General features: G+C 73.0%; 29 protein-coding genes. 12 read left to right on the forward strand and 17 right to left on the reverse strand.

Annotated features, from left to right (window positions below; genetic code table 11):
- Entirely contained in the window at window positions 1-324 is a 324-nt protein-coding gene (locus WEB03_RS11785) for a DUF6504 family protein (protein WP_368071144.1), read from the reverse strand.
- Window positions 325-456: 132 nt separating this feature from the next.
- Entirely contained in the window at window positions 457-1,479 is a 1,023-nt protein-coding gene (locus WEB03_RS11790; RefSeq protein WP_368071145.1) for a glycine betaine ABC transporter substrate-binding protein, read from the reverse strand.
- Window positions 1,480-1,619: 140 nt separating this feature from the next.
- Between WEB03_RS11790 and WEB03_RS11795 the strand changes: the two genes are divergently transcribed.
- From WEB03_RS11795 to WEB03_RS11815, 5 genes are all read left to right on the forward strand, one after another.
- On the forward strand, window positions 1,620-2,603 hold the full coding sequence (locus tag WEB03_RS11795) for a hypothetical protein (protein WP_368071146.1): 984 nt from the start codon (window positions 1,620-1,622) through the stop codon (window positions 2,601-2,603).
- A gap of 152 nt (window positions 2,604-2,755) precedes the next feature.
- Entirely contained in the window at window positions 2,756-2,998 is a 243-nt protein-coding gene (locus WEB03_RS11800) for a type II toxin-antitoxin system Phd/YefM family antitoxin (RefSeq protein ID WP_368071147.1), read from the forward strand.
- Window positions 2,995-3,423, forward strand: coding sequence for a type II toxin-antitoxin system VapC family toxin (locus WEB03_RS11805; protein ID WP_368071148.1), 429 nt, complete (start codon window positions 2,995-2,997; stop codon window positions 3,421-3,423). Before WEB03_RS11800 ends, WEB03_RS11805 begins: the two co-directional genes overlap by 4 nt.
- Before the next feature lie 135 nt (window positions 3,424-3,558).
- Entirely contained in the window at window positions 3,559-3,798 is a 240-nt protein-coding gene (locus WEB03_RS11810; RefSeq protein WP_368071149.1) for a hypothetical protein, read from the forward strand.
- Window positions 3,785-4,102 carry a type II toxin-antitoxin system PemK/MazF family toxin gene (locus WEB03_RS11815; protein ID WP_368071150.1) on the forward strand — a complete coding sequence of 106 codons (318 nt, stop codon included), beginning with the start codon at window positions 3,785-3,787 and terminating at the stop codon, window positions 4,100-4,102. The genes WEB03_RS11810 and WEB03_RS11815 overlap by 14 nt, the downstream gene beginning before the upstream one ends.
- 129 nt (window positions 4,103-4,231) lie before the next feature.
- On the opposite strand, the gene WEB03_RS11820 is transcribed toward WEB03_RS11815, so the two are convergent.
- Window positions 4,232-4,618 (reverse strand): hypothetical protein, encoded by a 387-nt coding sequence (locus tag WEB03_RS11820; protein ID WP_368071151.1) that lies wholly within the window; start codon window positions 4,616-4,618, stop codon window positions 4,232-4,234.
- A gap of 119 nt (window positions 4,619-4,737) precedes the next feature.
- Window positions 4,738-5,091, reverse strand: a complete 354-nt coding sequence (locus WEB03_RS11825; RefSeq protein WP_368071152.1) for a hypothetical protein — start codon at window positions 5,089-5,091, stop codon at window positions 4,738-4,740.
- Window positions 5,092-5,185: 94 nt separating this feature from the next.
- On the opposite strand from WEB03_RS11825, the gene WEB03_RS11830 reads away from it, so the two are divergent.
- Together WEB03_RS11830 and WEB03_RS11835 are read left to right on the forward strand one after the other, a co-directional pair.
- Window positions 5,186-5,656 carry a hypothetical protein gene (locus tag WEB03_RS11830; protein WP_368071153.1) on the forward strand — a complete coding sequence of 157 codons (471 nt, stop codon included), beginning with the start codon at window positions 5,186-5,188 and terminating at the stop codon, window positions 5,654-5,656.
- A 102-nt stretch (window positions 5,657-5,758) separates the two neighbouring features.
- Entirely contained in the window at window positions 5,759-7,891 is a 2,133-nt protein-coding gene (locus WEB03_RS11835; RefSeq protein WP_368071154.1) for a PASTA domain-containing protein, read from the forward strand.
- A gap of 1 nt (window position 7,892) precedes the next feature.
- Here the strand turns inward: WEB03_RS11835 and WEB03_RS11840 are convergent, their stop codons facing one another.
- Window positions 7,893-8,729: a hypothetical protein gene (locus WEB03_RS11840; protein ID WP_368071155.1), complete on the reverse strand. Its 837-nt coding sequence runs from the start codon at window positions 8,727-8,729 to the stop codon at window positions 7,893-7,895.
- 391 nt (window positions 8,730-9,120) lie between these two features.
- Here WEB03_RS11840 and aroF point away from each other — a divergent pair, with 391 nt between their 5' ends.
- Entirely contained in the window at window positions 9,121-10,188 is a 1,068-nt protein-coding gene (gene aroF / locus WEB03_RS11845; protein WP_368071193.1) for a 3-deoxy-7-phosphoheptulonate synthase, read from the forward strand.
- Between the two features lie 37 nt (window positions 10,189-10,225).
- On the opposite strand, the gene WEB03_RS11850 is transcribed toward aroF, so the two are convergent.
- The 7 genes from WEB03_RS11850 to WEB03_RS11880 all read right to left on the reverse strand — a co-directional run bounded on the left by WEB03_RS11850 (window position 10,226) and on the right by WEB03_RS11880 (window position 17,053).
- Window positions 10,226-11,155, reverse strand: coding sequence for an NmrA family NAD(P)-binding protein (locus tag WEB03_RS11850; protein WP_368071156.1), 930 nt, complete (start codon window positions 11,153-11,155; stop codon window positions 10,226-10,228).
- A gap of 87 nt (window positions 11,156-11,242) precedes the next feature.
- Window positions 11,243-11,620 carry a hypothetical protein gene (locus WEB03_RS11855; protein WP_368071157.1) on the reverse strand — a complete coding sequence of 126 codons (378 nt, stop codon included), beginning with the start codon at window positions 11,618-11,620 and terminating at the stop codon, window positions 11,243-11,245.
- Window positions 11,621-12,598: 978 nt separating this feature from the next.
- On the reverse strand, window positions 12,599-13,087 hold the full coding sequence (locus tag WEB03_RS11860) for a transposase (RefSeq protein ID WP_368071194.1): 489 nt from the start codon (window positions 13,085-13,087) through the stop codon (window positions 12,599-12,601).
- Window positions 13,080-13,778, reverse strand: coding sequence for a transposase (locus WEB03_RS11865; protein ID WP_368071158.1), 699 nt, complete (start codon window positions 13,776-13,778; stop codon window positions 13,080-13,082). Before WEB03_RS11865 ends, WEB03_RS11860 begins: the two co-directional genes overlap by 8 nt.
- Before the next feature lie 406 nt (window positions 13,779-14,184).
- Complete coding sequence (locus tag WEB03_RS11870) at window positions 14,185-15,216, reverse strand: low specificity L-threonine aldolase (RefSeq protein ID WP_368071159.1); 1,032 nt, start codon at window positions 15,214-15,216, stop codon at window positions 14,185-14,187.
- Entirely contained in the window at window positions 15,213-16,019 is an 807-nt protein-coding gene (locus WEB03_RS11875; protein ID WP_368071160.1) for an inositol monophosphatase family protein, read from the reverse strand. Before WEB03_RS11875 ends, WEB03_RS11870 begins: the two co-directional genes overlap by 4 nt.
- On the reverse strand, window positions 16,019-17,053 hold the full coding sequence (locus WEB03_RS11880) for a 6-phosphofructokinase (RefSeq protein WP_368071161.1): 1,035 nt from the start codon (window positions 17,051-17,053) through the stop codon (window positions 16,019-16,021). The genes WEB03_RS11875 and WEB03_RS11880 overlap by 1 nt, the downstream gene beginning before the upstream one ends.
- A 95-nt stretch (window positions 17,054-17,148) precedes the next feature.
- On the opposite strand from WEB03_RS11880, the gene glpK reads away from it, so the two are divergent.
- The 3 genes from glpK (at window position 17,149) to msrB (ending at window position 19,827) form a co-directional block, all read left to right on the forward strand.
- Complete coding sequence (gene glpK / locus WEB03_RS11885; protein WP_368071162.1) at window positions 17,149-18,657, forward strand: glycerol kinase GlpK; 1,509 nt, start codon at window positions 17,149-17,151, stop codon at window positions 18,655-18,657.
- Between the two features lie 121 nt (window positions 18,658-18,778).
- Window positions 18,779-19,381: a hypothetical protein gene (locus tag WEB03_RS11890; RefSeq protein WP_368071163.1), complete on the forward strand. Its 603-nt coding sequence runs from the start codon at window positions 18,779-18,781 to the stop codon at window positions 19,379-19,381.
- A gap of 44 nt (window positions 19,382-19,425) precedes the next feature.
- Window positions 19,426-19,827, forward strand: coding sequence for a peptide-methionine (R)-S-oxide reductase MsrB (msrB, locus tag WEB03_RS11895; protein WP_368071164.1), 402 nt, complete (start codon window positions 19,426-19,428; stop codon window positions 19,825-19,827).
- 31 nt (window positions 19,828-19,858) lie between these two features.
- Here msrB and WEB03_RS11900 read toward each other — a convergent pair whose 3' ends face one another.
- Complete coding sequence (locus WEB03_RS11900) at window positions 19,859-20,623, reverse strand: lysophospholipid acyltransferase family protein (protein ID WP_368071165.1); 765 nt, start codon at window positions 20,621-20,623, stop codon at window positions 19,859-19,861.
- Window positions 20,624-20,862: 239 nt separating this feature from the next.
- Between WEB03_RS11900 and WEB03_RS11905 the strand changes: the two genes are divergently transcribed.
- A complete protein-coding gene (locus WEB03_RS11905) occupies window positions 20,863-21,333 on the forward strand; it encodes a hypothetical protein (protein WP_368071166.1) in 471 nt (156 codons plus the stop codon).
- Window positions 21,334-21,352: 19 nt separating this feature from the next.
- On the opposite strand, the gene WEB03_RS11910 is transcribed toward WEB03_RS11905, so the two are convergent.
- From WEB03_RS11910 to WEB03_RS11925, 4 genes are all read right to left on the reverse strand, one after another.
- On the reverse strand, window positions 21,353-23,503 hold the full coding sequence (locus WEB03_RS11910) for a prolyl oligopeptidase family serine peptidase (RefSeq protein WP_368071167.1): 2,151 nt from the start codon (window positions 23,501-23,503) through the stop codon (window positions 21,353-21,355).
- Window positions 23,500-24,450 carry an ROK family protein gene (locus tag WEB03_RS11915; protein ID WP_368071168.1) on the reverse strand — a complete coding sequence of 317 codons (951 nt, stop codon included), beginning with the start codon at window positions 24,448-24,450 and terminating at the stop codon, window positions 23,500-23,502. The genes WEB03_RS11910 and WEB03_RS11915 overlap by 4 nt, the downstream gene beginning before the upstream one ends.
- 80 nt (window positions 24,451-24,530) lie before the next feature.
- Complete coding sequence (locus WEB03_RS11920) at window positions 24,531-25,082, reverse strand: hypothetical protein (RefSeq protein WP_368071169.1); 552 nt, start codon at window positions 25,080-25,082, stop codon at window positions 24,531-24,533.
- Window positions 25,079-26,287, reverse strand: coding sequence for an ArsA family ATPase (locus tag WEB03_RS11925; RefSeq protein WP_368071170.1), 1,209 nt, complete (start codon window positions 26,285-26,287; stop codon window positions 25,079-25,081). The genes WEB03_RS11920 and WEB03_RS11925 overlap by 4 nt, the downstream gene beginning before the upstream one ends.
- Window positions 26,288-26,371 lie beyond the last annotated feature (84 nt).

Raw genomic sequence — 26,371 nt, forward strand, 5'->3', positions numbered from 1 at the left:
TCAGTCCCAGACACGGTCGAGGCGCCAACGCTCGCCGCGTCGCACCAGCTCGTAGACCCCACGCGTCGGCCGGCCGTTCTGCGCTTCCACGCGCCACAGGTCGGTGCGTTCGATCTGGACCGGTGCGCCGTCGGGACGACGCCACCAGCCCTCGTCCTCGCGCCAGTGTCCGAGCACCTGCAGCACGACGTAGGAACGTCCCCGCCAGCGGAACGACGTCGGCGCCCCCGCACCGCGCGGATCGGCGTCGACCTCGTCTCCATCAGCCGTGCCGACCACCACCTCATCGAGGTCCTCGCGGTACCGCTTCGTCACCTCCCTCACCACCTCTCTCGTCACCTGGGAACCGAACATGTGTTCGAGTAGGCAACGTACGACGGTGATGGGACACCTCGCCAGCGCAGCCCCTCGCTCGGCCGGCCACCGCGCGGCAGACAGGTCCCCACGCCCGGTCGGTCAGCCGTCCGCGACATCCTCGGAGCCCGCCCCGTCCTCGACGGCCTCGGTCTCAGCCGCCTCGGCCGCCTCCGCTGCTCGGCGCGCCGCAGCCCGGGCCAGGAGGTCCTCCGCCGCGGCCTGCGCGATCTGCTCGATGGGCTCGCCCGTCACCACCAGCGCGTTCCAGGACCGCAACGCCGCGGTGGTGAGCTCATCCCCGAAGGGCGCGAGCGCCGCCGCGATCTCCGGTCGTTCCTCGAGGACCTCCTCGCGGACCTGCACGGCCGGCACGAACGCGGGGAAGACCTCGAGGTCGTCGACCAACACCTGCAGGCCGGCAGCCCCGGCCTCGCCGTCGGTCGTGGTGGTCAGGCCAGCGAGGCAGTCACCGGCGAGGACCCCACGCACCGCCTCCTCGGGTGACGCCGCGAGGAAGGGCTGGTCGGCGCGGACGAGGTAGGCGTCGAGCACGGCGCGTAGACCGTCGCTGCGGGACCCGAACTCGCGGTCGACGCAGACGCTCGCCTCCGGACGCTCGGACAGCCGGGCTGCCAGCTGCGACACCGTCCGGAGATCCGCGTCCGGCGAGGGCGGTCCCGCGACGGCCAGCGCGAAGGTCGCGTTCGCCGGTGGTCCGTCCGGCCCCTCGACGAAGCGGGGCGGCAACCACACGATGCCCCGGCGCTGACCGTCGGCGCGGACCGGTGCGAAGCTCGCCTGGGGGTCGCCGGGCGGATCGGCCCGTCCGAGGGTCTCGAGCCACGCCTCGCCGGTGTAGCCCGGCCGCACATCGGCGGCCCCGAGCTCGAGCGCCTGCTGTCCGTCGCGCGCGTCCGCGTACGGCCGCACCTCGGCCTCGACCTCCACCGCCTCGAGCAACGCCACCAGCACGTGGGCCAGCAACCGCCCCTCGGCGTCACCGCTGGCGGCGACCCGGACCGCCTGCACGTCGGGTGGCAGATCACTCCCGGTGCAGCCGGACACGACGACGGCAGCCACGCACAGCGCGGTCACGAGGGTCCGGAGCGGGGAGCGGTCCACGGCACGAGGCTGCCACAGCCGGGGCCGACCCGCCGACCAGCCCACCGCAACGTGCCCACCGCCGCGGCGGCGTCCTCTACCCTCCGCGGTCCCGCTCCGCACCGCACACCGTCCCCGTTCCCGTCCCGACCGGAGTCCCGATGCGTCGCCCCGCGCTCCGCCGTGCCCCCGCTGCCCTCGCAGCGCTCGCGCTGATCGCGACCGCCTGCGCGACCGGTGGTGACGACCCCGTCGACGAGCCGACGGACGCGGCGGCACCGGACGAGCCGCTCGCGATCCTCATCGCCAGCTACGACATCGCGGTCGGTGAGGATCGGCGGTTGCTCGCGGGGATCCTGACCGGCGACGCGGTCCAGCTCGCCTTCGGCGAGGCGACCTTCGAGCTCGGCTACCTCGGGGACGAAGCGGCCGGCGAGGCGGAGCTCGTCGACGACGTGACCGCCCGGTACCTGCCGGTGCTCGGCCTCGAGCCCGAGATCGAGCCCACCGAGCGTGCGACCGTGCTCGTCGGGGAGCCCGGGACCGGGGTCTACGAGGCCGCCGTCGACCTGCCCGAACCCGGCTGGTACGGGCTGCGCGTCTCGATCGACCTCGACGACGGGACCACCCGCCAGGGCCAAGCCACCTTCGAGGTGCTCCCGGAGACCGAGGTCCACGACGTCGGCGACGAGGCACCGCGCAGCGAGAACCTCACGATCGCGGACGTGGAGGCCGGCGAGGTCCCACCCGTCGCCGTCGACTCGCGCGCCCAGGGTGAGGACGACGAGGTCCCCGACGCGCTCCTCCACGACTCGACCATCGCGGCCTCGCTGGACGAGGGGATGCCGGTCGTGGTCATCCTGTCGACACCGACCTACTGCGTCAGCACGTTCTGTGGCCCGCTCACCTCGGAGCTGGCCACGGTCGCCGAGCGCTACGAGGACGTGGCCGATTTCGTCCACATCGAGGTGTGGCGGGACTTCGAGGCGACCGAGCTGAACGAGGCCGCGGCCGAGTGGATCCAGACCGAGGCCGGCGGCAACGAACCGTGGGTCTTCCTCGTCGACGGCGACGGGATCATCCAGGCGCGCTGGGACAACGTCCTCGACGTGGACGACCTCGAGTCCCGCCTGGCCGCCCTCTGACCGACGCACTGCGCGTCAGCGTCGGCCCCCGTGTGATCTGCGTTGGGAAGAAGCCACGCCCCCACCGTGGCAACATGAGGCGTTATCGCGTGGTTCGCGGACGCCTGAACGAACCTTGGGCCTGCCGTATCACGCGTGATACTGTTGGGTGCATGAGCGCACCCGAGGTCAGCATCCGCGAGCTCCGCAACCACGGCGGGGAGGTGGTCGATCGTGTCGCGGCCGGCGAACGGCTCACCGTGACCCGATCGGGCAAACCGGTCGCTGAGCTTCACCCGGTGGGTCGACCCAGCGTGAAGGCCGAGGTCCTGCTCGAACGGTGGCGTCGGCTCCCTCGTCTCGATCCTGGCCAGCTGCGTGAGGATGTCGACGGGCTCCTGGACCCGTCGCTGTGACGAGACCGCAGGAGCGTCCGTCACGCGGTCTGCTGGACACGAACACGCTGATCCTGTTGCCGTTGCTCCGGGACGCCACAGCGCTGCCCGGCGAGCCGCTCATCTCGACCATCACGTTGGCAGAGCTGTCGGTCGGTCCCCTCGTCGCTCGCACGGAGTCAGAGCGCGCCGCGCGACAGGCTCACCTGCAACAGGCTGAAGCCGACTTCGACCCGCTCCCCTTCGATGCGGCTGCGGCTCGCGCGTTCGGCCAGGTCGCGGCTTCGCTGCGCCGGGCCGGACGGAAGCCTGCAGCGCGGTCCTACGACGCCATGATCGCTGCGGTGGCGGTCGTGAACGACCTCCCGCTCTACACCTGCAACCCCGACGATTTCGCTGCCATCGAGCAGCTCGATGTCATCGACGTCCCCCACCCCGACGCGTGACCTCGCTGCTGCTCGAGAGCGTCGACGGACCCCTGCCGTGCCACCGCGCAGATACGCCCGGATCGTCCAACACGTCTGCGCATCGGTTGCGAGGGCATCTCGGAGTCGTCTGACGTTCCGTGATACATTCGTCGCATGAGCGATCTCATCTCCGTACGACTCGACGAGGACGCACGGCGCGCCCTCGCCGAGCTCGAGGCCACCGGTCTGTCACGCTCGGAGGCGGTCCGACGTAGCCTGGTCGCGGCTGCCCTGCGGCTACGCGACCGGCAGCGCCTCGTCGACGAGGTAGCTGAACTCGCCACAGACGAGGCCGATCGTGCCGAGGCAGCCGAGGTCGCGGCGCTGATGGAGGATCTTCGTGCGCCGGGGTGACGTCTTCCGGCTGCGCCTGGGACGTCGCCAGGGGCACGAGCAGTCCGGCGTCCGCTACGGCGTCATCGTGCAGTCCGACGCGTTGATGCGGTTGTCGACGGTGCTCATCGCCCCGACCTCGACGGCCGCCCGAGGGGCCTCGTTCCGACCCGAGATCGAGATCGACGGCACCATCACACGCGTGCTGGTGGAGCAGACCGGCGCCGTCGACGTGAGCAGGCTCGGCGACCAGCACGGACACCTCACGCCCGAGGAACAGTGGGGGGTCGATCTCGCCCTCGAGACGGTCTTCGACCTTCAGTAGAGAACGCCCGTTGGTCCAGCCGCGTGCGGCGGTTCGCAGGTCCGAGGAGGTCAGGTTCCGCGAGCAGGGCCTGGACGCCGAACCCGTGGTCCTCGGTGATCGCCGTCACCCCGACGCCCGGTATCGCGGTCACGGGGCCGACTTCTCCTCAACGAGATCGCGGGGGGGCGGTCGGCGACGTCCGGCCAACTGGGGTGGGAGCAGCGACACGTCGGAGCCCGCGAGCCGTTCGCCCTGCTCGCCCGCGGCGAGCATCCCCCGGGCCGCTGACCCGCCGACGATCACGACCTCCACGGCGAACGCCGCGAACAGCCCGAACCCCGCGAGCTCGGCGAGCAGCGCCACCGACCACCCCGCACCGAGCGCACCGACGATCGTCCACCCGAGCAGCACGAGGACGGCGATGATCGACAGGGAGCGCCGCAGGCGCCGGATCGTCCGCGCGAAGTCGACGACCGGTGGTCGGCCGGGTGCGGCGTCGACCGCGTGCTCCGGCACAGCGTCGGACTCGGACACGGTGGTGGCTCCCCGGGGTCGGCGACCCCCGAACCCTCCGGAGGTCGCCGGGGACGGTACCGCTCGGTCAGCTGCGATCGAACGACGGGCCGGTGATCGGACCGCCACCCCCACGACAGCTACAGGTCGGGTGCGGCGAGGTCGAGCCGCAGCGTGGACGCGATCCGCAGCACCTCGCCTCGGACGGCCGCCGCGTCGGCTGGGACGACCACGTCGGTGCCCGGGTAGAGCTCGGCCGTGGTCTCGTCGGTGACCGAGAGCTGCCACCCCCGGGCGGCGACGTACTCACCCCACGCGAACGACCAGGACAGCAGCAGACGGTCGTCATCGCGGTCGTGCACCGCGAAACGCAGGAACCGGTTGTAGGCCAGCGCCCACATCCGGCCGCCCCGCCGCGAGACCCCGGCGAGCCGGAACCCGAGCTGTTCGAGCTCGTCATCGAGGGTCGCGCCGCCCTCAGCCTGGTCGCTCACCGTCGCCGCTCCATCGCAGGTACCCACCGCTGGTCGCGGACGGTACCGGGGCACCTGCTCGCTCTCGACGGTCAGGCCCGTACCCTCCCCCGCCGTGCGCTCCCGTCCCGTTCGTCTCCCGCTCACCCTGGCCGTCGTCCTGGCCGTGGGCGCGGCAGCGTGCTCCGGCACGGGCGAGCTCCGCGACGAACTCGAGGAGCTCCGTGCCGAACAGGCCGCCCACCTCGACGAGGAACGAGCCCTGCGGGGACGGGTCGAGGAGCTCGAGGAGTCGGTCGCCGTCCTCATCCCGCCGGCCTCCGCGGCGGGCGATGACCCGCTCGCCGACCTCGAGGAGGCGCTCGCGGAGCTCGAGGACCGCGTCACCGAGCTCGACGAGAGCACCGCGAGCAGCGACGAGGCCGCCGCCGCAGCCCGCGACGCCGCGGATGCCGCCGCCTCCGACCTGCGCGCGACCCTCGACGAGGTGCGCGGCTCCACCGAGCAGGTACGTGGTGAGCTCGAGGAGCTGCGGACCCTCTACGAGACCCTCCGCGACCGGGTGGACCGGATGCAGTCCGGGTGATCGACCACCGACGGCGGCACCGGTACGTCCTGGATGCGGACCGCCGCCTCCACGGTCGATCCGCGGTGCTCCCCTACCCTCGGTGAGGTGAAGGAGACGCCGGTGGGCACCCACACCGCGACCGGACCATCGACGCCGATGCGCGTCGGTGGTCGCTACGTGTTGCGCGGCGTGCTCGGCCGCGGGGGCATGGCGACCGTCCACCGCGCCCGCGACGAGGTCCTCGACCGCGACGTGGCCGTCAAGCTGCTCCACGCCCACCTCGCCACCGACCCGGCGTTCCTCGACCGGTTCCGCCGTGAAGCCCGGGCTGCAGCCGCGCTGTCCCACCCGAACGTCGTCGCGGTCCACGACTGGGGCGAGACCGAGGACGGGCCGTTCCTCGTGCTGCAGCTGATCGAGGGACCCTCGCTGCGCGCGGTCCTACGTCACCGACGGCGGCTGCACCCCGAGGAGGCCGTCACGGTGCTCGGACCGGCGGCCGCGGGCCTCGGCGCCGCGCACGCCGCCGGTCTCGTGCACCGGGACGTGAAGCCGGAGAACCTGCTGCTCGGTCTGGACGGCACCGTCCGCGTCACCGACTTCGGCCTGGCGCGCGCCGCCGCGAGCGCCACCTCCACCTTCGGCACCGACGTGCTCGTCGGCAGCCCGCACTACCTGTCCCCCGAGGCGGTCCGGGGCGAACCCCTCGATCCCCGCGCCGACGTGTACGCGCTCGGTGTGGTGCTGTACGAGGCGCTCACCGGCCGACCTCCGTTCGAGGCCGACACCCCATTCGCCACCGCGGTGCAGCACACCTCGTCGCGTGTGCCGGCACCGTCGGTGGTCGAACGGGGGGTGCCCGCCGCGCTCGACGAGGTGGTCCGGCGCGCCACGCACCCGGACCGCGACCAGCGCTACGCGGACGCCGCGGCCTTCGGTGCGGCGCTGACCGCGGCCGCACCGGCCAGCAGCGCTCCCCTGCCCGCGCTCTTCGCCGACGACACCTCGGTGGACCTCGACGCTCGCGGGGGCACCGCCGTGCTCGGCCCGGAGGCGCACGACACGACCATCTCCGGCGCACCGCTCCTGCCGCCCCCACCCTCGACACCGTCGGTCGCCTGGGACGCGGATGGAGCCCAGCTGTGGCCGCCACCCCTCCCCCCCGGCGCCCGGGACGCGGACGACGACGGCGCTGCGGACGAGGACGGGTCGGGGGACGGACCGGTGGCGTGGCTCGGCGACCTGACCGACGGCGAGGACGACGAACTCGACGGGGACGACGAAGGTGACGACGAAGGTGACGACGAAGGTGACGACGCAGCCCTCAGCGGGGACCGTCCACGCCGCCGCTGGCTGGTCGCGCTCCTGGTGATCGTGGGCGCGCTGGCCGCATCAGCGCTCGGTGGGTACCTGCTCTGGGACCGGGTGCTCGCGCCGATCGTCGCCGTGCCCGCCGTGGTGGGCGCTCCGCTCGACAGCGCGGTCGATGCGCTCGAGGCGGACGGGTTCACCGTCGCCGTCGAGGACGATCGGCCCTTCGACCTCGAGGTCCCCGCCGGGCACGTGCTCTCCCAGGATCCGCCCACCGCGGCCGAGATCCGCCAGGGACGGACCGTCACGCTCGTGGTGTCCGCCGGTCCGCGCCAGGTCACGGTGCCGGACCTCGCCGAGGCGTCCCCGGACGAGGCCGAGGAGCGGTTGGTCGACCTCGGGTTGCGTGTGGGTGAGGTCCGCGAAGCTCACGACGAGCAGGTCGCGTCGGGTGCCATCGTCACGACCGATCCCCCCGTCGGCGAAGTGCTGGACGAGGCCTCGACCGTCGATCTGGTGGTCAGCGCTGGCCCGGCGCCGCGCGAGGTCCCCGATCTGTCCGGCAGCACCCTCGCCGAGGCACAGGAGGCGCTGCGCGGGCTGCGGCTCGAAGACGAGGTGGCGGGCCGCGAGTACTCCTCCGCTCCGGAGGGCACGGTCATCGGTCAGAGCCCGTCGGCGGGCGACGAGGTGGCGCGCGGCAGCACGGTGCAGGTGACGCTGTCCGACGGACCGGCGCCGATCGAGGTCCCGAACGTGCGCGGCCAGCTGCGGGCCGAGGCGGTCGCCACGCTCGAGGGGCTCGGCTTCGTGGTCGAGGTCGAGACCCGTGGTGGCGTCGGCGCGTTCTTCAACCCGGGACGGGTGTTCGAGCAGGATCCGGGCCCGGGCGCCGAGCGGTTCCCGGGCGACAGCGTGTTGCTGTACGCCTACGAGGACTGATCTACGGCACGGGGGTGGTCGGCCCGGTCGCTGGCTCGGCCGACGCGCGACGCGCCGCGACGTCGGCGTCCCCCGCCGTCGCTCCCCACCCGACCAGCCCGATCTGCGACACCGCGAGCTGGGGGTTCGGCCCGGCGACACGTTCGAGCACGTCGATGCGGACCACCGTGGTCAGGACCGGCTCGGGGAGGGTCACCGCCTGCGCGCGGAGCCCCACGTCGAGCAGCTCGGCGAACACCTCCACCCCGCCGTCGAAGGTCAACCGGACGCGACGGAGCGGTGACGAGCCGTCGTAGGCCTCGCGGTCGAGGTGATCGCCGTTGTGCAGCTCGATGCGCTCGACCCACGCGGGGTCCGCGAGCACGAGGTCGATGGTGTCGAGGAGGTCGCTCCCGGGACGGACCTCACCGGACGACCGCCAGGCGGTGGTGAGGTCGCCGTCGGCGATGGCCGCAGCAGCCTCGGCATCGGCATCCGGCGCGGTCGTGCGGGTCGCGATGTCCGACAGGGTCAGCAGCTCCGCCTCGGCGCGGTAAGACGTTGCGTCGAACTCGACGCTCGGCACGTCCGGTCCGGGAGCGAGGGGCCCGAGCCCCGCCAGCGTCAGGCTGAGCACGAGCAACCCGATCCCGACGAGCCCCGCGAGCAGCGGGATCAGCCACCGTCCGTGCTCGCGCTGCGGCGACGAGTCGATCACGGGCGGATCCGGCGCTTCGGGCCGGTCCGCGTGGGGCGGCAGGACGCCGTCGTCGAGACCGACCCCGCAGCTGGCGCACAGCTCGCGGGTGGGACGGTTGGGGGCCGCGCAGGCGGGACAGATCCTCGGCTGCTCGGTCAACGCGGGGCTCCGGACGTCGCTGGGTGACCAGACGCCACCTCGGGCGCGGCGGGGCCCGAGGGTAGTGCGCGCGCCCCTCCCGGCGTCAGCAGCGCAGCACGTGTCCCGGTCCCTGCGCCCCGGTCCCTGCGCCCCGGTGGCGCGCGGCGACCGCGCGAGGCCGGTGGTAGGCTCGTCGGCATGACGCGCGCGCCCTTCACCTGGAGTTCCGCGGGGTACCGGTTCTTCGGTCACCCCGGGGTCGCGCCCGTCTCGTAACCGCCCACACACCGAGACGTTCGAGCCCCGGGGGACGCTTCCCGGGGCTCTCGCCGTGGGAGGCACCCACACCCACCCCGCGCCGCCGCGGCGCGCGACCGGGGAGCGAGCCGTGACGAGAGAGGACACCACGATGGTCGTGGTCATGCGCTCCGGCGCCACCGACGGTGACGTCGACAAGATCGTCAACGCCATCTCCGACATCGGCGGCGAGGCCTTCGTGTCCCGCGGTCGGAACCAGACCATCATCGGCCTGGTCGGCGACCTCGCGCAGTTCGCCGAGCTCCCTCTCCACGCCTTCCCCGGCGTCGAGGACGTCATCCGGGTCAGCAAGCCCTACAAGCTGGTGTCGACCGAGACCCACCCGAGACCGTCGACGGTCTGGGTCGGCGACGTCCCCATCGGGCGGGACACGGTGACCCTCATCGCCGGTCCCTGCGCGGTGGAGACCGAGGAACAGACCGACGCCGGGTGCCGCATGGCCAAGGAGGCCGGTGCATCGATCCTGCGCGGCGGCGCGTACAAGCCACGCACGTCGCCGTACGCGTTCCAGGGTCTCGGCGAGCCCGGGCTCGACATCCTCCACGCGGTGTCGCGCGACCTGTCGATGCCGTTCGTGACCGAGGTCGTCACCCCCGCGGACGTGGACACCGTCGCCGCCAAGGCCGACATGCTCCAGGTCGGTGCCCGCAACATGCAGAACTTCCAGCTCCTCAAGGAGGTGGGGATGGCCGGCAAGCCGGTGCTGCTCAAGCGCGGCCTGACCGCCACCATCGACGAGTGGATCATGGCGGCCGAGTACATCGCCCACACCGGCAACCTCCAGATCGTCCTCTGCGAGCGCGGCATCCGCACCTACGAGCCGATGACCCGCAACACCCTCGACGTGTCGGCCGTCCCCGTCGCGCAGTCGCTGACCCACCTGCCGGTGATCATCGACCCATCCCACTCCGGTGGGAAGCGCGAGCTGGTCATGCCGCTGATCAAGGCCGGCATCGCGGTCGGCGCCGACGGCATCATCGTCGACGTCCACCCCCGCCCCGAGGCGGCCCTCTGCGACGGACCGCAGGCGCTGATCAAGGACGACATGCTGGCGCTGCGCGAGTCGGTCGCGACCTACGCCGCCGCCGGTGGCCGTGAGGTCGCCGCCGCCGACCACGCCCGTCGTGCCGGGGCCTGGGGCCGGTCCGCCACCGCCTGACGATCGACCTGACGTCGACCGCGCGATCGTCCACCTCTCAGGCGACGGTCGCGTGGTCGTCGTGCTGCGGGGCCAGCGCCGCCGCGATGGCATCGTCGAGCGAGGTGTGCGCGAGGTCCGGGTACAGGTCGCGCGCGTGGGCGTCGCGGACGACGGCGTCCTCCTCGGCGGACCGCAGCAGCGGCAGGACCAGCGTGGGGTCGAGCCGGCTGAGGATCGCTGCGCCGGTCGCCGCGAGCTCCGGCGGCAGGTACGGCACGTGCGGCAGCGTGACCGCGGGCCGGGAGCCCATCGCGGCACGGACCCGTGCCACGAGCTCGCCGTAGCTGAGGACGTCGGGGCCACCGACGTCCAGCACCTGCCACGCCGCACGAGGGTCGTCGACGACGGCCACGAGCAGATCGAGCAGGTCGGCCTCCGCGAGCGGCTGCGTCGACGAGCGGGTGAGCGGCGCGCTGATGGTCACCGGCGTCGACGCGGCGGTCCGCAGGAGCGCGAACGACGAGCTGCCGGCACCGATCACGATGCCGGCCCGCAGCTCGGTGACCGGGACGGGACCGTCGCGGAGCGTCTGGCCGGCCTGCTGCCGGGCGTAGAGGTGCGCCGAGGTCCGGGCGAGGTCCGCCTCGTCGACGAGGCCACCGAGGTAGACGATCCGCCGGACACCGCCCGCGACCGCTCCCTCGCGGAACGACGCCGCAGCTCGGACCTCGCGACCGAGGAGCCCGGACACGCGGTGCTCCATCGCGTGGACGAGGTAGTACGCGGCGTCGGCGCCATCGGCGGCCCGCAGGACCGCGCCCTCGTCCTCGACGGCCCCGGTGATCACCTGGACCTGGGCACGCCACGGCGCGGTCAACCGGCGCGGATCGCGGACCAGGCAGCGGACGGTGTGACCCTCGGCGAGCAGCCGGGGTACGAGCCGTCCCCCGACGTAGCCGGTGGCGCCGGTGACGAGCAGGTCCACGAGGTGCTCCGAGGCGAAGGTTCGAGTGCGGGCCTCCACGGTGCCACGTCCGGGGCGGGTTCGACGCCGTCCGCCCCCGGCGTCGGTTCAGAACATCCGCGTCAGCGCCCACACGGCGGTGCCGACCAGAGCGGTGGCGACCAGCACGGCGAGCGGGACCCCGATCCGTGCGAGCGCGGTGGCGCGGCCGACCGCCTGCGGCTGGTCGATCAGGTCGGCATCCGGGTCGACGGACGCCGGATCGCGCTCCGCCTGGCGGTGGCGCAGGCACCGCGAGCCACCCTCGATGAAGACCGGTTGGGCGCAGCGGTACAGCCGGCCACCGACACCGCGGACCGCGACCCACGCCTGGCACCCCTCGCGCGGGTCGACCTCGCGGGCGCGGCGAGCCTCGCGGATCGCCCCGACCGAGATGGTCCACAGGATCGGCAGGGCGAAGGCGAGCCCGACGAGCAGCAACAGCACCCGGATCCCCCATCGAGGTGACCCCTGACACTACTCCTGGGTACCGGGCGTGGGCAGGATGGCCCCCTCGTCGCCGGGAGACCCGTGTCCGGAACTTCGCGACCCGAACCGCGTCGCCGACCTGGCGTGTGCAGGTCACCGGGCCGCAACTGCTCGGTGACGTCACCGTCGGGGACCCGGTCGATCCACCTGCCGACGGTCCGTGCTGACGCAGAGCACCCCGCGTTGCACCCGAGCGGGGTTGCGGGGTCCCCACGTAGCGCTCCCGCCACACGAGCACCCCGCGTGAGCCTGAGCCGGGTCGCGGGGTCCCCACGTAGCGCTCCCGCCACACGAGCACCCCGCTGAGCCGGGACGCACCCATCCCGCTGGGCGCTTCCGCGGAAGCGGTAGGTCGTCCGCGGACCGGGGCGGAACCGCGGCAGCGGCCTGGCGGATCCGGGCGTTCGCTACCAGCAGGACGCTGGATGGAAACGTCGCCACGCAGACTTCGAGCGGAGCGTGCACGCACCGGGTTCCATTCATGCCCGATGCGGCAGGCCCGGCACCGAACCCTCGGCCTGAGCATCTCGATGCTCCTGGGAGGGCCGTGTTGACGCAGCGGACAGCGCGACGGACAGGAGTAACGCTGCTCGTCGGGATGCTGCTCGGAGTGGCCGCGATCGCTGTGGTGAGTCTCGGCGTGCTCGTGGCTCTGGGAGTCGATCTCAGGGACGATGCTGACCACGCGCCTCTCGAGGGCTCCAGAGGTGTGCCACCGGACGAACTGGGCGAAGAGCAGACGCCTGGGGCCGAGTAGACCGACGCCTCTCCGTGTCAAGGGCGGGTTCCGGACCTGGATGGATGACGTTTCACGGGCAGGTGGAGGTGGCCCGAGGTCGGTCCGGATCTCGGGTTCCGTGACCGCTGTGGGGATGTAGCGTGGTGGTGGTCCGGGGTGTGACGAGAACCAAGAACCGGTGCTGGGATGTGAGCCGGTCACGCGGACGCGAGTCTCGTTCCCGTCTGTCCACCCCGGGCCGCCTCACGGCGACGCTGGTCAGCGACCAGGCGGCGGTAGACCACGTTCGAGAGCTGCCGCTTGAGAGCCCGCATCGCTTCTGCCTCGCTCTTGCGCTCGGCGAGCTTGCGGCGGAAGAAGACCCGACCGTCCGTGTCGTGGCGGATCTGGGTGACCGCAGCGACGTGGATCGCGGCGTTGAGTCGTCGGTTGCCGCCCTGGTTGAGCCGGTGCCGCTTGAGGTCTCCGGAGGACGCCTCGATGGGTGCGGTGCCGTTGTAGGCGGCGACGTGCCCCGCGGAGCGGAACCGGCCGACGTCACCCACGATCGCCAGGATCGTGGCTGCCCCGACGTCACCGATCCCGAAGATCGCGGTCAGCGTCGAGCCGTGCGCTTCGAGCGCCTCGTGGAGCCGCGCCTCGACGGTGGGGATGCGCCGGTTGCACCAGCGCCAGTCCTCAAGCAGCTGCTTGGCGACCTCCTGCCGTTCGCTCGACCATCGTGGCGGGGCGTACCGAACGCAGCATCTTGGCCGCTTTGATGGCCGTGAGGTGCTTCGGCGCTCCTCCGGGGACCATCTCCGAGAGCAACGCGTGGAGCCTGCAGATGGTGCGATGTCGGAACGTGACCAGGTGCCAGCGACGGTCCAGGATCAGCCCGAGCGCGTGCGAGAAGTCCTCGACCTCGACCTGGCGCAACCGTGCCGGTTTCGCGGCTGCGATCGCGACCGAGCGAGCATCGTGCTCGTCGGTCTTGCGACCGGACTTGCCCGAGAGCCTTCGGGTGCGGTGCGAGAGCGAGGCGGGCACATCCACGACCTGGTGTAGGGCGCCACGGTCTCTGACGTTGTAGGGGCGGGCTTCTGCCACGGATGCTGTCACTACGCAGAGTTGCGGACGGTTGACTGGCCGGCGAGGCTGTCGCGTCCGTGAACGAGGTGACCCCCGCGACGTGGTGAGCGTCCGGGGGTCGTGGGCTGAATGCAGCAGCCGTTGCGTCTGCCGGCGGTCCGCGGCCACGCGAAGCTGCGCGGCAATCTCCTCGTCCTCGTCGAGCACCACCGCGGTATGGGACCGCTTGTGGGGGTCGACGCCGATCACCGTTCGTCCCATGACGTCCTCCTTGTTCGGCGGGACGCCGCGGTCGACAGACCTCATGCGAGCGTGTGCTCATGCCTCTCTTGAGTCAGACCGCGACCGGGTCCCGGCGGGCGGCAGCTCGTTATCAAGTCAGCCCTCGACGGGCGACAGGGCGTTATCGAGTCATCCCACCGGGACCCTCGAGACGCTAGGTCGCGGACCTGCGTCCCGACCCCCAGACAACCATGAGGGCGTTGTCACCAGATGGCTGCTTCCGGGGGCCTCACGTGGCGCCGGCGACACACGAGCACCCCGCGTTGCACCCGAGCGGGGTTGCGGGGTCCCCACGTAGCGCTCCCGCCACACGAGCACCCCGGTAGGCCGGGGACGCGCCCATCCCCGCTAGGCGCTTCCGCGGAAGCGGTAGGTCGTCCGCGGGCCGGTGGGGAACCGCCGCACGCGCAACATGCACGTCGTTGACTCATCAGGGGGTGAGTTCGGCGATCAGCGCGTCGACAGCGCGGTCGATGCCGTCACGATCGACGTCGAGGTGGGTCACCGCGCGCAGCAGGTGCGGGCCCATCGCCCCGATCCGGATCCCCCGTGCCGCGAGCACCTCGATCACCTCGCCGGCCGGACGCCCGCCGGTGCGGACATAGACCAGGTTGGTCTCGACCTCGCCGAGGTCCACGGCGTCCGGTACCGCCTCGGCGAGCCGGGTGGCCAGGTGGCGGGCGTTGGCGTGATCGTCGGCCAGGCGGTCGAGGTGGTGTTCGAGCGCGTACCGGCCGGCCGCGGCGAGGACCCCGGCCTGGCGCATCGCCCCACCGAACCGGCGGCGCCAGGCACGCGCCACCTCGATGGTGTCCGCGTCCCCGATCGCGAGGGAACCGACCGGGGCGCCGAGCCCCTTCGACAGGCACACGCTGAACGCGGTGAAGGTGCGCCCGACCTCGGTCGGATCCTGCCCGGTCGCCACCAGCGCGTGCCACAGCCGAGCGCCGTCACCGTGGAGAGCGAGCCCGCGCTCGTCGGCGATCGCTCGCAGCGCGCGGAGCCGTTCGAGCCCGTGGATCGCCCCTCCCCCGCGGTTGGTGGTCTCCTCGACGCTGATCGCCGCCACCTCGGTGTAAGGGAAGGCGGCCGGCCGGAGCGCGGCTCGGACGGTGTCCGCGTCGAGCCGGCCACGGTCGCCGTCGACGGTGCGGAACTGCACCTGCGCGTTGATGGCAGCGGCGCCCGCCTCGTAGGCGACGATGTGGGCGTCCGACTCGCACACCACCTCGCTGCCCGGGGTGGTGAGCGCCCGCAGCAGGATCTGGGTCGCCATCACGCCGGACGGGGTCAGGACGGCGGCCTGACGACCGAACCGGTCGGCGACCTCACGCTCGAGGGCGCGGACGGTGGGGTCCTCGCCGTAGACGTCGTCGCCCACCTCGGCGTCGGCCATCGCCCGACGCATCCCGGCGGTGGGACGGGTGACGGTGTCGCTGCGCAGGTCCACGAGTTCGGTCATCGGCGCGCGACCTCCCAGTCGAGCAACAGGTCGTGGACCGCGGACCCACCGGCCACGATCCCGTCGAGCACCTGCCCGGCGAGCTCCCGTTCGACCAGCGTGACGCACCCGCCCGCTTCGGTCACCAGCAACGACCCCGCTGCCAGGTCCCAGGGCTGCAGACCGTGCTCGAGGTAGCCGTCGACCCGGCCCGCAGCGACCCCGGCGAGGTCGAGGGCAGCCGAGCCGTCCCGGCGGACGTCGCGGACGCGGGCCACGAGGTCCGCTCCCTCGGTGCCCTGCTGGGCCCGCACGTCGGCGTCGTAGGCGAACCCGGTCGCCACCAGGGCCTGCGCGAGGGTGGAGACCGAGCTGACCTGCAGCGGGCGATCGTCCTCCAGCCGGCGTGCGCCACCGCCACGTTCGGCGACCCAGGTCTCCCCGAGGACCGGTGCGTGGACCACACCCACCACCGAGCCGCGGTCGTCCTCGCACGCGATCGACACGCACCAGGCGGGTCGGTCGTAGAGGAAGTTCACGGTGCCGTCGAGGGGGTCGACCACCCAGCGGTAGCCGGAGGTGCCCGCACGCGGTGCTTGGCCCTCCTCGCCGAGGAGCCCATCGTCCGGACGAGCGGTGAGCAGCCGTTCGGCGATCAACCGTTCGGCCGCCCGGTCCGCCTCGCTGACGGGGTCGGTCGCCGTCGACTTGGTCTCGACACCGATGTCGGCACCGTCGCGGCGACGGCCGGCGAAGTCGGCGAGCAGCGTCCCGGCCGCCACCGCGACGTCGATGGCGAGCTGGAGCGGGGGCGGGCCGGCCATCACCCGAAGAACGTCTCGGCGACCGCGAACAGGTCGGCCGGGACCATCTTGAGGTGCTCGGTGGCCTCCGCGAGCGAGACCGGCACGACCCCGAAGTTGCGGTACGCGGTCATCGTCCCCCAGGCACCGTCCATCGCCAGCTCCGCGGCGCGCACGCCCATCTGGGTCGCGAGGACCCGATCCATCGGCGTCGGCGACCCGCCGCGCTGCACGTGTCCGAGGATGGTGACCCGGGCCGGGAACCCGGTCCGGGTCTCGATCTCGTGGGCGATCGTGTGGCCGATACCCCCGAGCCGTGGCCGACCGAACTCGTCCTTCGGCGGCTCGGCGAGCTCCATGGTGCCAGGCTGCGGCAGCGCGCCTTCGGCGACGACCACGATGGAGAAGTCGCGCCCGACCCCGGCACGGTGCTTGAGGTGGCGACCGACGGCGTCGATGTCGAACGGCACCTCGGGGACCAGGATCGCGTCTGCCCCTCCGGCCATCCCGGCGTAGGTGGCGATCCAGCCCGCGTGGCGCCCCATCACCTCGAGCACCATCACACGGTTGTGCGACTCCGCGGTCGAGTGCAGCCGATCGACCGCCTCGGTCGCGGTCCGGACGGCGGTCAGGAACCCGATGGTGAGGTCGGTCCCACCGACGTCGTTGTCGATGGTCTTCGGGATACCGATGATCGGGATCTCCTCGTCCTCCCACAGGTGCCGGGACGCGGACAGCGTCCCCTCGCCGCCGATGACGATCAGGCCGTCGAGCCGGTGGACCTCGAGCGCGTCGCGGATGCGCTCGACCCCGTCGGGTTCCCGGTAGGGGTCGACCCGGGAGGTACCGAGCATCGTGCCGCCCCGGTGGAGCAGCCCCCGGGTCGACGCCACCGTGAGCTGCTCGACCTGCCCCTCGAGCACACCCTTCCAGCCCGACTTGAAGCCGTAGGTGATCGAGTGGGACCGGTCGGCGCGCCGCACGATGGCGCGGATCGCGGCGTTCAGGCCGGGACAGTCGCCGCCGCCGGTCAGGATCCCGATGCGGCAGACCATCGGTGGCTCGTCCTCTGGCTGTCGGTCACGCGGTCGGCGGCACCCTACCCACGACTAGCCTCACCGCACCCCGACACCACCCGCCGGAGCTCGCCGTGACCGTCCGCATCCTGGCCATCGACGAGGGCACGACCGGCGTGCGCGGGTTCCTGATCGACGGCGACGGCGGCATCGTCGGCAGCGGGTACCGCGAGTTCGAGCAGCACTTCCCCCGTCCCGGGTGGGTCGAACACGACGCCGACGAGATCTGGCAGGCCACGCTCGAAGCGACCCGCGCGGCCCTCGAGGACGCGGACACGCGGCCTGACGAGGTGACGGCCATCGGGATCACCAACCAGCGCGAGACCACCGTGCTGTGGGACCGTTCGACGCTGGCTCCGGTGCACCGCGCCATCGTCTGGCAGGACCGCCGGACCTCCGCCACGTGCGACCAGCTGAAGGCCGCCGGGCACGCCGACGCGATCCGCCGGTGCACGGGTCTGGTGGCCGACGCCTACTTCTCAGGGACCAAGATCGCCTGGACCCTCGACGCGGTGGACGGTGCCCGCGACCGGGCGGACGCGGGCGATCTCGCGTTCGGCACGATGGACACCTGGCTCGTGGCACGGATGACCGGGGGGCGCGAGCACGTCACCGAACCCTCGAACGCGTCGCGGACCATGCTCTACGACGTCCGCGAGGGCGGCTGGTCCGACGCGATGTGCCGGCTGCTCGACGTGCCCGCCGCGGTGCTCCCCGAGGTCCGGGACTCGGCCGGAACGTTCGGGACGACCGACCCATCCGAGTTCCTCGGGATCGAGGCACCCATCACGGGGATCGCCGGCGACCAGCAGGCGGCCCTGTTCGGGCAGGGGTGCTGGTCACCCGGCACGTCGAAGAACACCTACGGCACGGGGTCGTTCCTGCTGCTGAACACCGGTGCCGACGCGGTCGAGAGCCAGCACGGCCTCCTGACCTCGGTCGGTTGGCAGATCGACGGCGAACCGACCTACGTCCTCGAGGGCGCGATCTTCGTCACGGGCGCGTCGGTGCAGTGGCTGCGTGACGGGCTCGGGATCATCGACGAAGCGGCCGAGACCGAGCAGCTCGCCGCGCAGCTGCCGGACGGCAACGAAGGAGTCTACCTCGTCCCCGCGTTCGCTGGCCTCGGGGCTCCCCACTGGGACCAGTACGCCCGGGGCACCATCGTCGGTCTGACCCGCGGGACCGGCCGCGCCCACCTCGCACGCGCCGCCCTCGAGGCGATGGCCTACCAGACCGTCGACGTGGCCGAGCTGATGGAGCGCGAGGCCAAGCACGACCTGCAGGAGCTGCGGGTCGACGGCGGTGCTGCAGCCAACGACCTGCTGTGCCGGTTCCAAGCCGACGTCCTCGGCGTCGACGTCCTGCGGCCGCGCAACGCCGAGACGACCGTGCTCGGCGCGGCGTTCCTCGCCGGGCTCGGGTGCGGGGTGTGGGCCTCGACCGACGAGCTCGCGCAGGTCTGGCAGGAGGACGCCCGGTTCTCGCCCACGATGGACGAAGCCACCCGGCGCCGGTTGCTCGACGGGTGGCGGGCTGCGGTCGACCGCAGCCGCGGGTGGGCCCACGTCACCGAGGGCTGACGGCGCGACGGGCTGCGTCGTCCACAGGCGCGGACGGACCCGGCGGGCCCGTGCCCCGGCGGGCTGGCACGGTGCACCGGACGCGGGCGACGGTCGTCCGGTGTGACGGAACGGGACGCACGTGACCACCTGGGACACCGCGACCGAGCGCTTGCTCGCGCTCGCCACGGCAGCGCTCGACGACGGGCTCCCGCCGGCACCGACGCTGGCGGCCTACGCGGGCGACGAGGGGCTCGCCATCGTCGGACTCCGCCCGTTCGCGCCGCACGAGCTGACCGGCCCGCTCGTCGAGCTGGCGGCGCTGCTGCTGCCCCTCGGCGCCGACCGCTTCGTCCTGGCGCTCCCGGGACGAGCGTGGTCGATCGACGACCCCGTCCCGCCCGTGGTGGAGGACGTCGACCTCCGCCACACGGTCCTGACCGTCCTCGAGATCGACGGGCACGGACCCGGCGAACCTCGCTGCGATGGGACGATCCACCCCTACGGCCGGGGCGCCGACGGTGTGGCCCGCTTCGAGGACCCCGTGCCCGTCGGCTGGCCCGAGGGTCCGAGCGCGGATGCGCTGCGCCTCCTGGTCGCTCGCCGGGCGGTCACGTTCGACCCGGACCCCGACCCTGCCCAGGTGGTGGTGCAGTTCGCTCGCTGTCTGCTGCGCGGCCACCAGGTCGTGCTCGCGCCGGCGGTCGCCGACCACCTCGAAGCGTTGACGGCGGCGACACCCTGACGGGTCCGTACCCTCGCGGGACCGGAGCGAGAAGGAGCCCGCAGGTGCCAGAGCGCGTGACCCTCACCGACGAGCAGTGGCGTGAGCGCCTCTCCCCCGAGCAGTACGCGGTCCTGCGGGAGAAGGGCACCGAACGGCCCTTCACGGGCGCGTACTGGGACGCCACCGACGAGGGCACCTACCGCTGCGCGGGGTGTGGGACGCCGCTGTTCTCCTCCGAGACGAAGTTCGACGCGCACTGCGGCTGGCCGAGCTTCTCCGCCCCCGTCGACGGTGACGCCGTCGGTGAGGTCGAGGACCAGTCGCTCGGCATGCGCCGCACCGAGGTGGTCTGCACCGCCTGCGGGGGGCACCTCGGGCACGTCTTCGACGACGCACCGGACCAGCCGACAGGGCTGCGCTACTGCATCAACTCGGCCAGCGTCGACCTGCAGCCGGACGCCTAGACCACGCCTAGACCGCGCCTAGACCAGCGTCTCAGCCCGCGCGGCGCGTCGACCGTGACTTCTCGGCCCCGTCGATCTCGACCGTCGTGCCACCGTCGGCGTCCTCACCGAGCTTGACCGAGCCCGACTTGACCTTCGACGCGTACTCGTCGACGTACTCCTGGCCGGACAGCAGCATGATCTCGAACATCAGCTCGTCGGTGGCCGAGCGCAGCACGAACGGATCGTCCCTGCGGTCCGCGAAGCGCGACAGGTCGAGCGGCTGCCCGTAGCGGATCGTGATCGGGCGCCGCTTCGGCAGGTAGGAGCCGGTCGGCATGGCGCGGTCGGTCCCTTCGACCGCGACGGGCACGATGCGCACGCCGGCCTCGAGCGCCATCCGGACCGGTCCGGTCTTGCCGCGGTACAGCCGACCATCGGGACTCCGGGTCCCCTCGGGGTAGATGCCGAGCAGGTCACCTCGGTTGAGGATCTCGACGCCGGTCGCGAGCGCGGCATCGCCGCTGCCATCACCGGTGCGCCTCACCGGCACGACCCCGGTCCCCTCGAAGAACCACCGGGTCTTCCACGAATCCCAGTAGTCCGCCTTGCCGAGGTAGTAGACCGGTCGCTCGATGGCGATGGGCACGAGGATGGAGTCGATGAACGACAGGTGGTTGATCGCCAGGATGACCGGCTCGACCTCGGGCACGTTGTCGAGACCCTCGACCCGGACCGGGAAGTACCGGTCGGTGATCGGGGGCAGGACCTTCTTCAACGCGCGGTACATGCGCGGTGCATCGGCCAGTCCCGCCACGCTCGGCTCCTCGTCGCTCGGACCGACCGTCCGCCCGCTCCCGTGCGGCGACGATCGGTCCGTCGGGGTTAGCCTACGCACCCGGCCTCGTGGGCGTCGACACGTCTGCGTGGTCGGACCGGACGGGGTGCGGTGGGAACCGTGGCCCGCACGGCTCGGTACCGCCCCGTGCAGCGACGAGGCGCACCGGTCGAAGGGACCCCGGCGGATGGCCGCCGGGGGAACGTGGAGGGAGCGTCGTGGCCGCCGATCTCGGCACCTGGCCTGCGGAGCAGGCCACCGTCCTCCTCGAGGTCCTGCACACCGCTGGGCTGCACCCGGAGGCTCGTCGCGCGCGTGACGGGGTGCACGTGATCGTCCCCGACGACGAGGGCGATCAGGCGCACGCCACCCTCGTGGCGCAGATGGACACCATCGCGCAAGCCGCCCGGCCGTCCTCCCCGAACAAGGGCCGCCGTCTGCGGGCCGTCGAGGACCCCGCGGGGACCCGTGGCCCGAAGCGTGCGGCCAAAGCACAGCGCTCGGAACGTCGGCCGCAGCGGGCGGGCACGGCCTCGGAGGCGCGCCGGTTCGGTCGCCCCGCCGCGTTGGTGATCGCCGGGTTCGTCCTCGCGGTCATCATCGGTCCGCCGACGTCGACGTTCGTGCTCGCGGTCACGATCGGTGCGGTCGTGTGGCTGCTCGGCAAGCAGGCGCAGCGCGGCGGCTGACGCCGTCCGCCCGTCGCCGTCAGCCACCGCCGGTCGCGAGCACCTCGTGGAGGAACGCCGCCTGGAGCTGCAGCAGCCGCTCCGCGACGTCCTCCTGACCGGCGACGTGCGTGACGCCGGACAGCGGGACGAACCGGTGGCGTCGACCGGCCGCCAGGAGCGCCGCCGACAGCCGCACGGCGTGTGCCGCGACCACGTTGTCGTCCGCGAGGCCGTGGATCAGCAGCAGCTCGGGTGGCGGAGAGCCCACGGCCGGCTCGACCGCGCCGAGCAACCGTCCATCCGCGTCCACGAGCGACGACACCTCGTAGGCCTCGGGGGATGCGTCAGGATGCCCGAGGTAGCGCTCGGTGTAGTGGGTGTCGTACAGGTGCCAGTCGGTGACCGGCGCCCCGGCGATCGCCGCCCGGATCGCGTCCGGTCGGCGCTGCACCGCGAGGGCCGCGAGGTAACCGCCGAAGCTCCACCCGCGCACCGCCACCCGGGACAGGTCGAGCCGCGGTTCGTGCTCGGCAGCGGCCGCGAGCGCATCGAGCTGGTCGTCGAGGACGGGCGTGGCCAGATCGCCCTGGACCGCGCGCTCGAAGGCCGGGCCGCGCCCGGGCGTGCCCCGGCCGTCGACGACCAGGACGGCGAACCCCTGGTCGGCGAACCACTGCGAGGTCAGGAACGCCCCGCCCGCCTGCAGCACCCGCTGGGCGTGGGGGCCGCCGTACGGGTCGAGCAGGACCGGCAACGGCGTGGTGCCGTCGTCGCCGCTGGGGCGCAGCAGCGCGGCTCGGAGCCGTCGGGGTCCGAGCTCGAGCAGCTCGACACGCGGGGTGAGGGACGGGACGGCCGCGAGCGACGCGAGCTCGTGCTGCTGCGTCGCTCCGCCGTCGACGGACCACGACACCGTCACGTGCAGCGTGGGGCGGTCCAAGCCCGCGCTGCTGGTGACCTGGACCGACGCCGACGCGGTGGCGGCGTGCACCCCCGGATCGTGCTCGGTGACCGGGTCCCACGTGCCGTCGGACGTCCAGCGCCACACGTGCACCTGGGTCGGATCGACGTCCGACGCGGTCACCGTCACGGAGGTCTCGTCGGCGTGGACCACCGAACGGACCTGGAGGCCCGGCGGGCTGACCACGTCACCGTCCAGCAGCAGGGCGCGCGATCCGTCGACCCCGTGCGTCGCGACGTCCTCGACGGTCACGAGCCGCGAGCCCGCCCACGTCGGGCTGCCAGGGACCAGCTCGATCCACGCCTCGTCGTCGAGCTCGCGGACGCAGGTCGTGCGGCCCGTGGCCGGATCGACGGTGAGCACGCGTGCCGAACGCTGGTCGCGGGACTGCACCTGGAGGGTGAACGGGCCGTCGCCCCACGACACCCGTGCGAGGTAGGGGAACCGGTCGCGGTCCCAGTCGACGTCGATGCGCCGTCCGCCCTCGGTCGACAGCACGGCGAGCCGGACGTCGGCGTCAGCGGTGCCGGCTGCCGGGTAGCGGATGGTCGGTGGCGGGGTGCCTGGCGTGCCGGGGTCGCCGAGGTGCCAGGCGGCCACGTCGAACTCATCGACGCGGCAGACGGCGATGTGGTCGCCGTCCGCGCCCCACCAGTGGCCGCGACCGCGGCCCATCTCCTCGGCAGCGATGAACTCCGCCCGGCCCCACGCGACACCGCTCTCGACCACGAGCGGGCGGGTCACACCGGGCGAACCCGGACCCGCGACCAGCTCGACGAGGTGCAGCGCGTCGTCGCTGACGTAGGTGATGCGGCGGCCGTCCGGGGACAGCCGGGGATCGAACGCCGGGCCCGCGGTCGGGTGGGCGACGACCGCACCCGTCCGCAGGTCGACGGTGTGGAGCCGACCACCGACGCTGGTGGCCACGAGCTGGACGTCACGGTCCGTCGCGTAGGCGGTGATGCCGCCGGCGAGCTCGCGTGCCCGTTCCCGGCGAGCTCGCTCCTCGGCGGACAGGTCCGCGTCGTCGGCACCGAGCTCGGCCGCGTCGAGCACACGACGTTCGCTGCCGGTCCCGAGGTCGAGCTCCCACAGCGAGGTGATCGGGTCCTCCGGTCCCGCGGCCCGCAGGAACAGCACCCGTTCGCCACCCGGCGCGATGACGAAGCTCCGCGGCACACCGAGGGTGAACCGACGGGTGCGAGCGTGCTGGCGCGGGAAGCTCACCGGGACTCCTCGGTCGGGTCGTCGGCACGGCCGAGGGCGAGCATCGCCGCCCCGACCATCCCGGCATCGTCGCCGAGCGTGGCCAGCTCGAACGGCGGCAGCGGTCGCAGGTTCCTGCCGAGCACACGCTCACCGAGGGCCCGTTCCGCGGCCGGCAGCACCCAGGGTGCGGTCGCTTCCGCCGCGCCGCCGCCGATCAGGATCACCTCCGGGTCGAGGGCGTTGACGACGCTGGCCGCGGCGACGCCGAGCCAGCGTCCGACGTCGACGAGCACGCTCTGCGCGAGCGCGTCCCCGACCTGCGCCGCCTCGGTCACCGCGCGGCCGGTCAGGTCCGTGGCATCCCGCAGCGTCGAGGGCCGATCGGGGTCCACGAGGCGATCGCGGGCCGCCAGCGCGATCGCCGTACCGGACGCGTACGCCTCGATGCAGCCCCGGTTCCCGCACGGACACGGTCGCCCGCCCTCCTCGACGATGACGTGACCGAGCTCACCCCCGAACCCGTGCGCCCCCTGGCGCAGCTGCCCACCCGAGACGACCCCTCCCCCGACACCCGTCCCGAGGGTGAACATCACGACCTCGTCGCGTCCCCGCGCCGCACCGGCACGCTGCTCACCGAGGGTGGCGGCGTTGGCGTCGTTGACCACGGCCACGACACCACCGGCGGCGTCGGCGAGGAGCTCGGCGAGGGGAAGGTCGCGCACGCCGATGTTCGGCCCGTACCGCACGCGACCCTGCGGGTCGACCATGCCGGCGACTCCGACCCCGACCGGCAGCCCGCCTCCGGCGAGCTCGGCGATGAGCTCCTGCAGACGGGCGACGAGCTGGTCCGCGTCGCGGGCGGGCGTCACCTGCCGGCGCCGGTCGAGGATCCGGCCGTCGGCGTCGACCGTCGCCGCGACGAGCTTCGTGCCTCCGACGTCGATACCGAGCGCGGCGGCGGTCACGGGAGCTCCTCGCGTCGTGGTCGGACGGGGTCGGACGGGGGCGGACGGGGGCGCGACCGGCGAGGGCACGCCGGCCCGCGTCAGTCCTCGTCGAGGTCGATGTGCTGCAACCCGTCGCGACGCGATCGGCGGCCGGACGCGGCTCCCGATCGGTCCGCCGTAGCCTCGTCCCCATCGGCGGCGGCGTCGACGACCGTGCGGACGGCGAGCGCGAGCTGTCGGGCGGCTTCGGCGAGGTGCACCACGAGATCGGGTCGGGCGTCCCCGAGCGCTCGGAGGCCGACGCAGATCGGACAGATCCCGCAGGCGTCGACGGTGTGCCCGTCGGGGCCGTCGCCGCCACCGCCACCGCTCGTGCGCGGACGTTCCGGATCGTCCGTGGTCGTGCGGTCGTCACCTCCGAAGAGGTCGTCAGCCAGGCCGCGCGGGGGCGATGCGGTCGCCGACGCGGTCAGATCCCGTACCAGCCGCGTGACGGCTTCGGACGCCGGTACCCACCAGCTGCCGTCGTCGTCCGGCCCGGGCGGCTCGGACGACGGCCGTCGGGCACGACGGTGCGCCTCGACCGGGTCCACGTCGTCGACCGGTGCGTCGCCCTCGCTCGCCCACCAGGGACGTTCGGCGGCGCTCACGTCGTGCCTGCCGAGGTCGCCAGGGGCCGGTCGTCGACCGTGACGAACCGGATCTCGAGGTACCCGTCGACGAACCGAGCCGCGCCGACCTCACGTCGCTGCAACGCCGCCGGGAGCGCCACCGTCCGACGGACGCCCGCGACCGACAGGTGCAGATCGGTGCCGCGCCGGTGCAGGTCGACCTCGTCGCGAGCAGCGAAGGGCAGCGCGAGGCGCAGCACGCGGTCATCGCCGTCGGCCACCACGGTGACGGGACGACCGTCGCCGAGCACGGCCCGCTCGTCGATGTCGCCGTACAGGGCGTCAGCGAGGCCAGCGAGGCCGGCGACGCCGTCGAGCTCGTCCTCGAACAGCGGCGCGGTCAGCACCGGGGTGGGCGCGAACGCGTCGCGGATCGTCGTCAGGTGTTCGGCCTGCCGCTGCTTCCACCGGGCGAGGTAGGGATCGGTCACCTCGTCGGGGAGCATGCGGTTGACGACCAGCGCGTCGACCGCGTAGCCGAACAGCGACAGGGAGGTGGCGGTCCGCTGCGTCTCGGCGACGATCAGCCGCTCGGGGTTGGCCACCAGCCGGATCGAGGATCGGGCCGGGTCCTGGAGCATCTCGTGGACCGCAGCGAGGTCGGCGTGGACGCGTTCGACGGCGCCGAAGACGTCGTCCTCGGGGACGGGCAGGCCAGCGGCGCCACGTGCACGTTGGAGCGGCCGGACCGCCCGGGCGACACGGCGGCCGGGACCGAGGACGCGATCGACGTACCACCGCAAGGCGTCCGGCAAGCTCAGCAGACGGAGCGTCTCGGCCGTCGGAGCGCAGTCGACGACGATCAGGTCGTAGCGTCCGCCGTCGACCTGACCGCGAAGATCGACCAGCGCGAACAGCTCGTCGAGCCCGGGCAGGAGGACCAACTCCTCGGCCTCGACGTCACCGACGCCGCCCCAGGCGAGCAAGCTGACCAGGTAGTCGCGGACCTCGCGCCAGTGACGCTCCAGACGCTGCTGCGCGTCGATCTGCTGCGCATCGAGGTCGCCGCCGTCCGGCAGGGGAACCCGGGTGGGGTGGTCGCCGACCGGTTGGTCGAGCGCGTCGGCGAGCGAGTGCGCGGGGTCGGTCGACGTCACGAGGACGCGATCCCCACGCGCCGCAGCGCGGATGGCCGTCGCCGCAGCCACGGAGGTCTTGCCGACGCCACCCTTGCCGGTGAACAAGAGGACGCGGGGAGCGGCGTGGCGGGACAGCAGGGGGCTCCGTGGACGGGGTGCCGGTGGCAGCGGCCGGACCGTCGGAGGCTA

Origin of the sequence: Nitriliruptor sp. (assembly GCF_040882075.1) — a bacterium.
GTDB lineage: Bacteria > Actinomycetota > Nitriliruptoria > Nitriliruptorales > Nitriliruptoraceae > Nitriliruptor.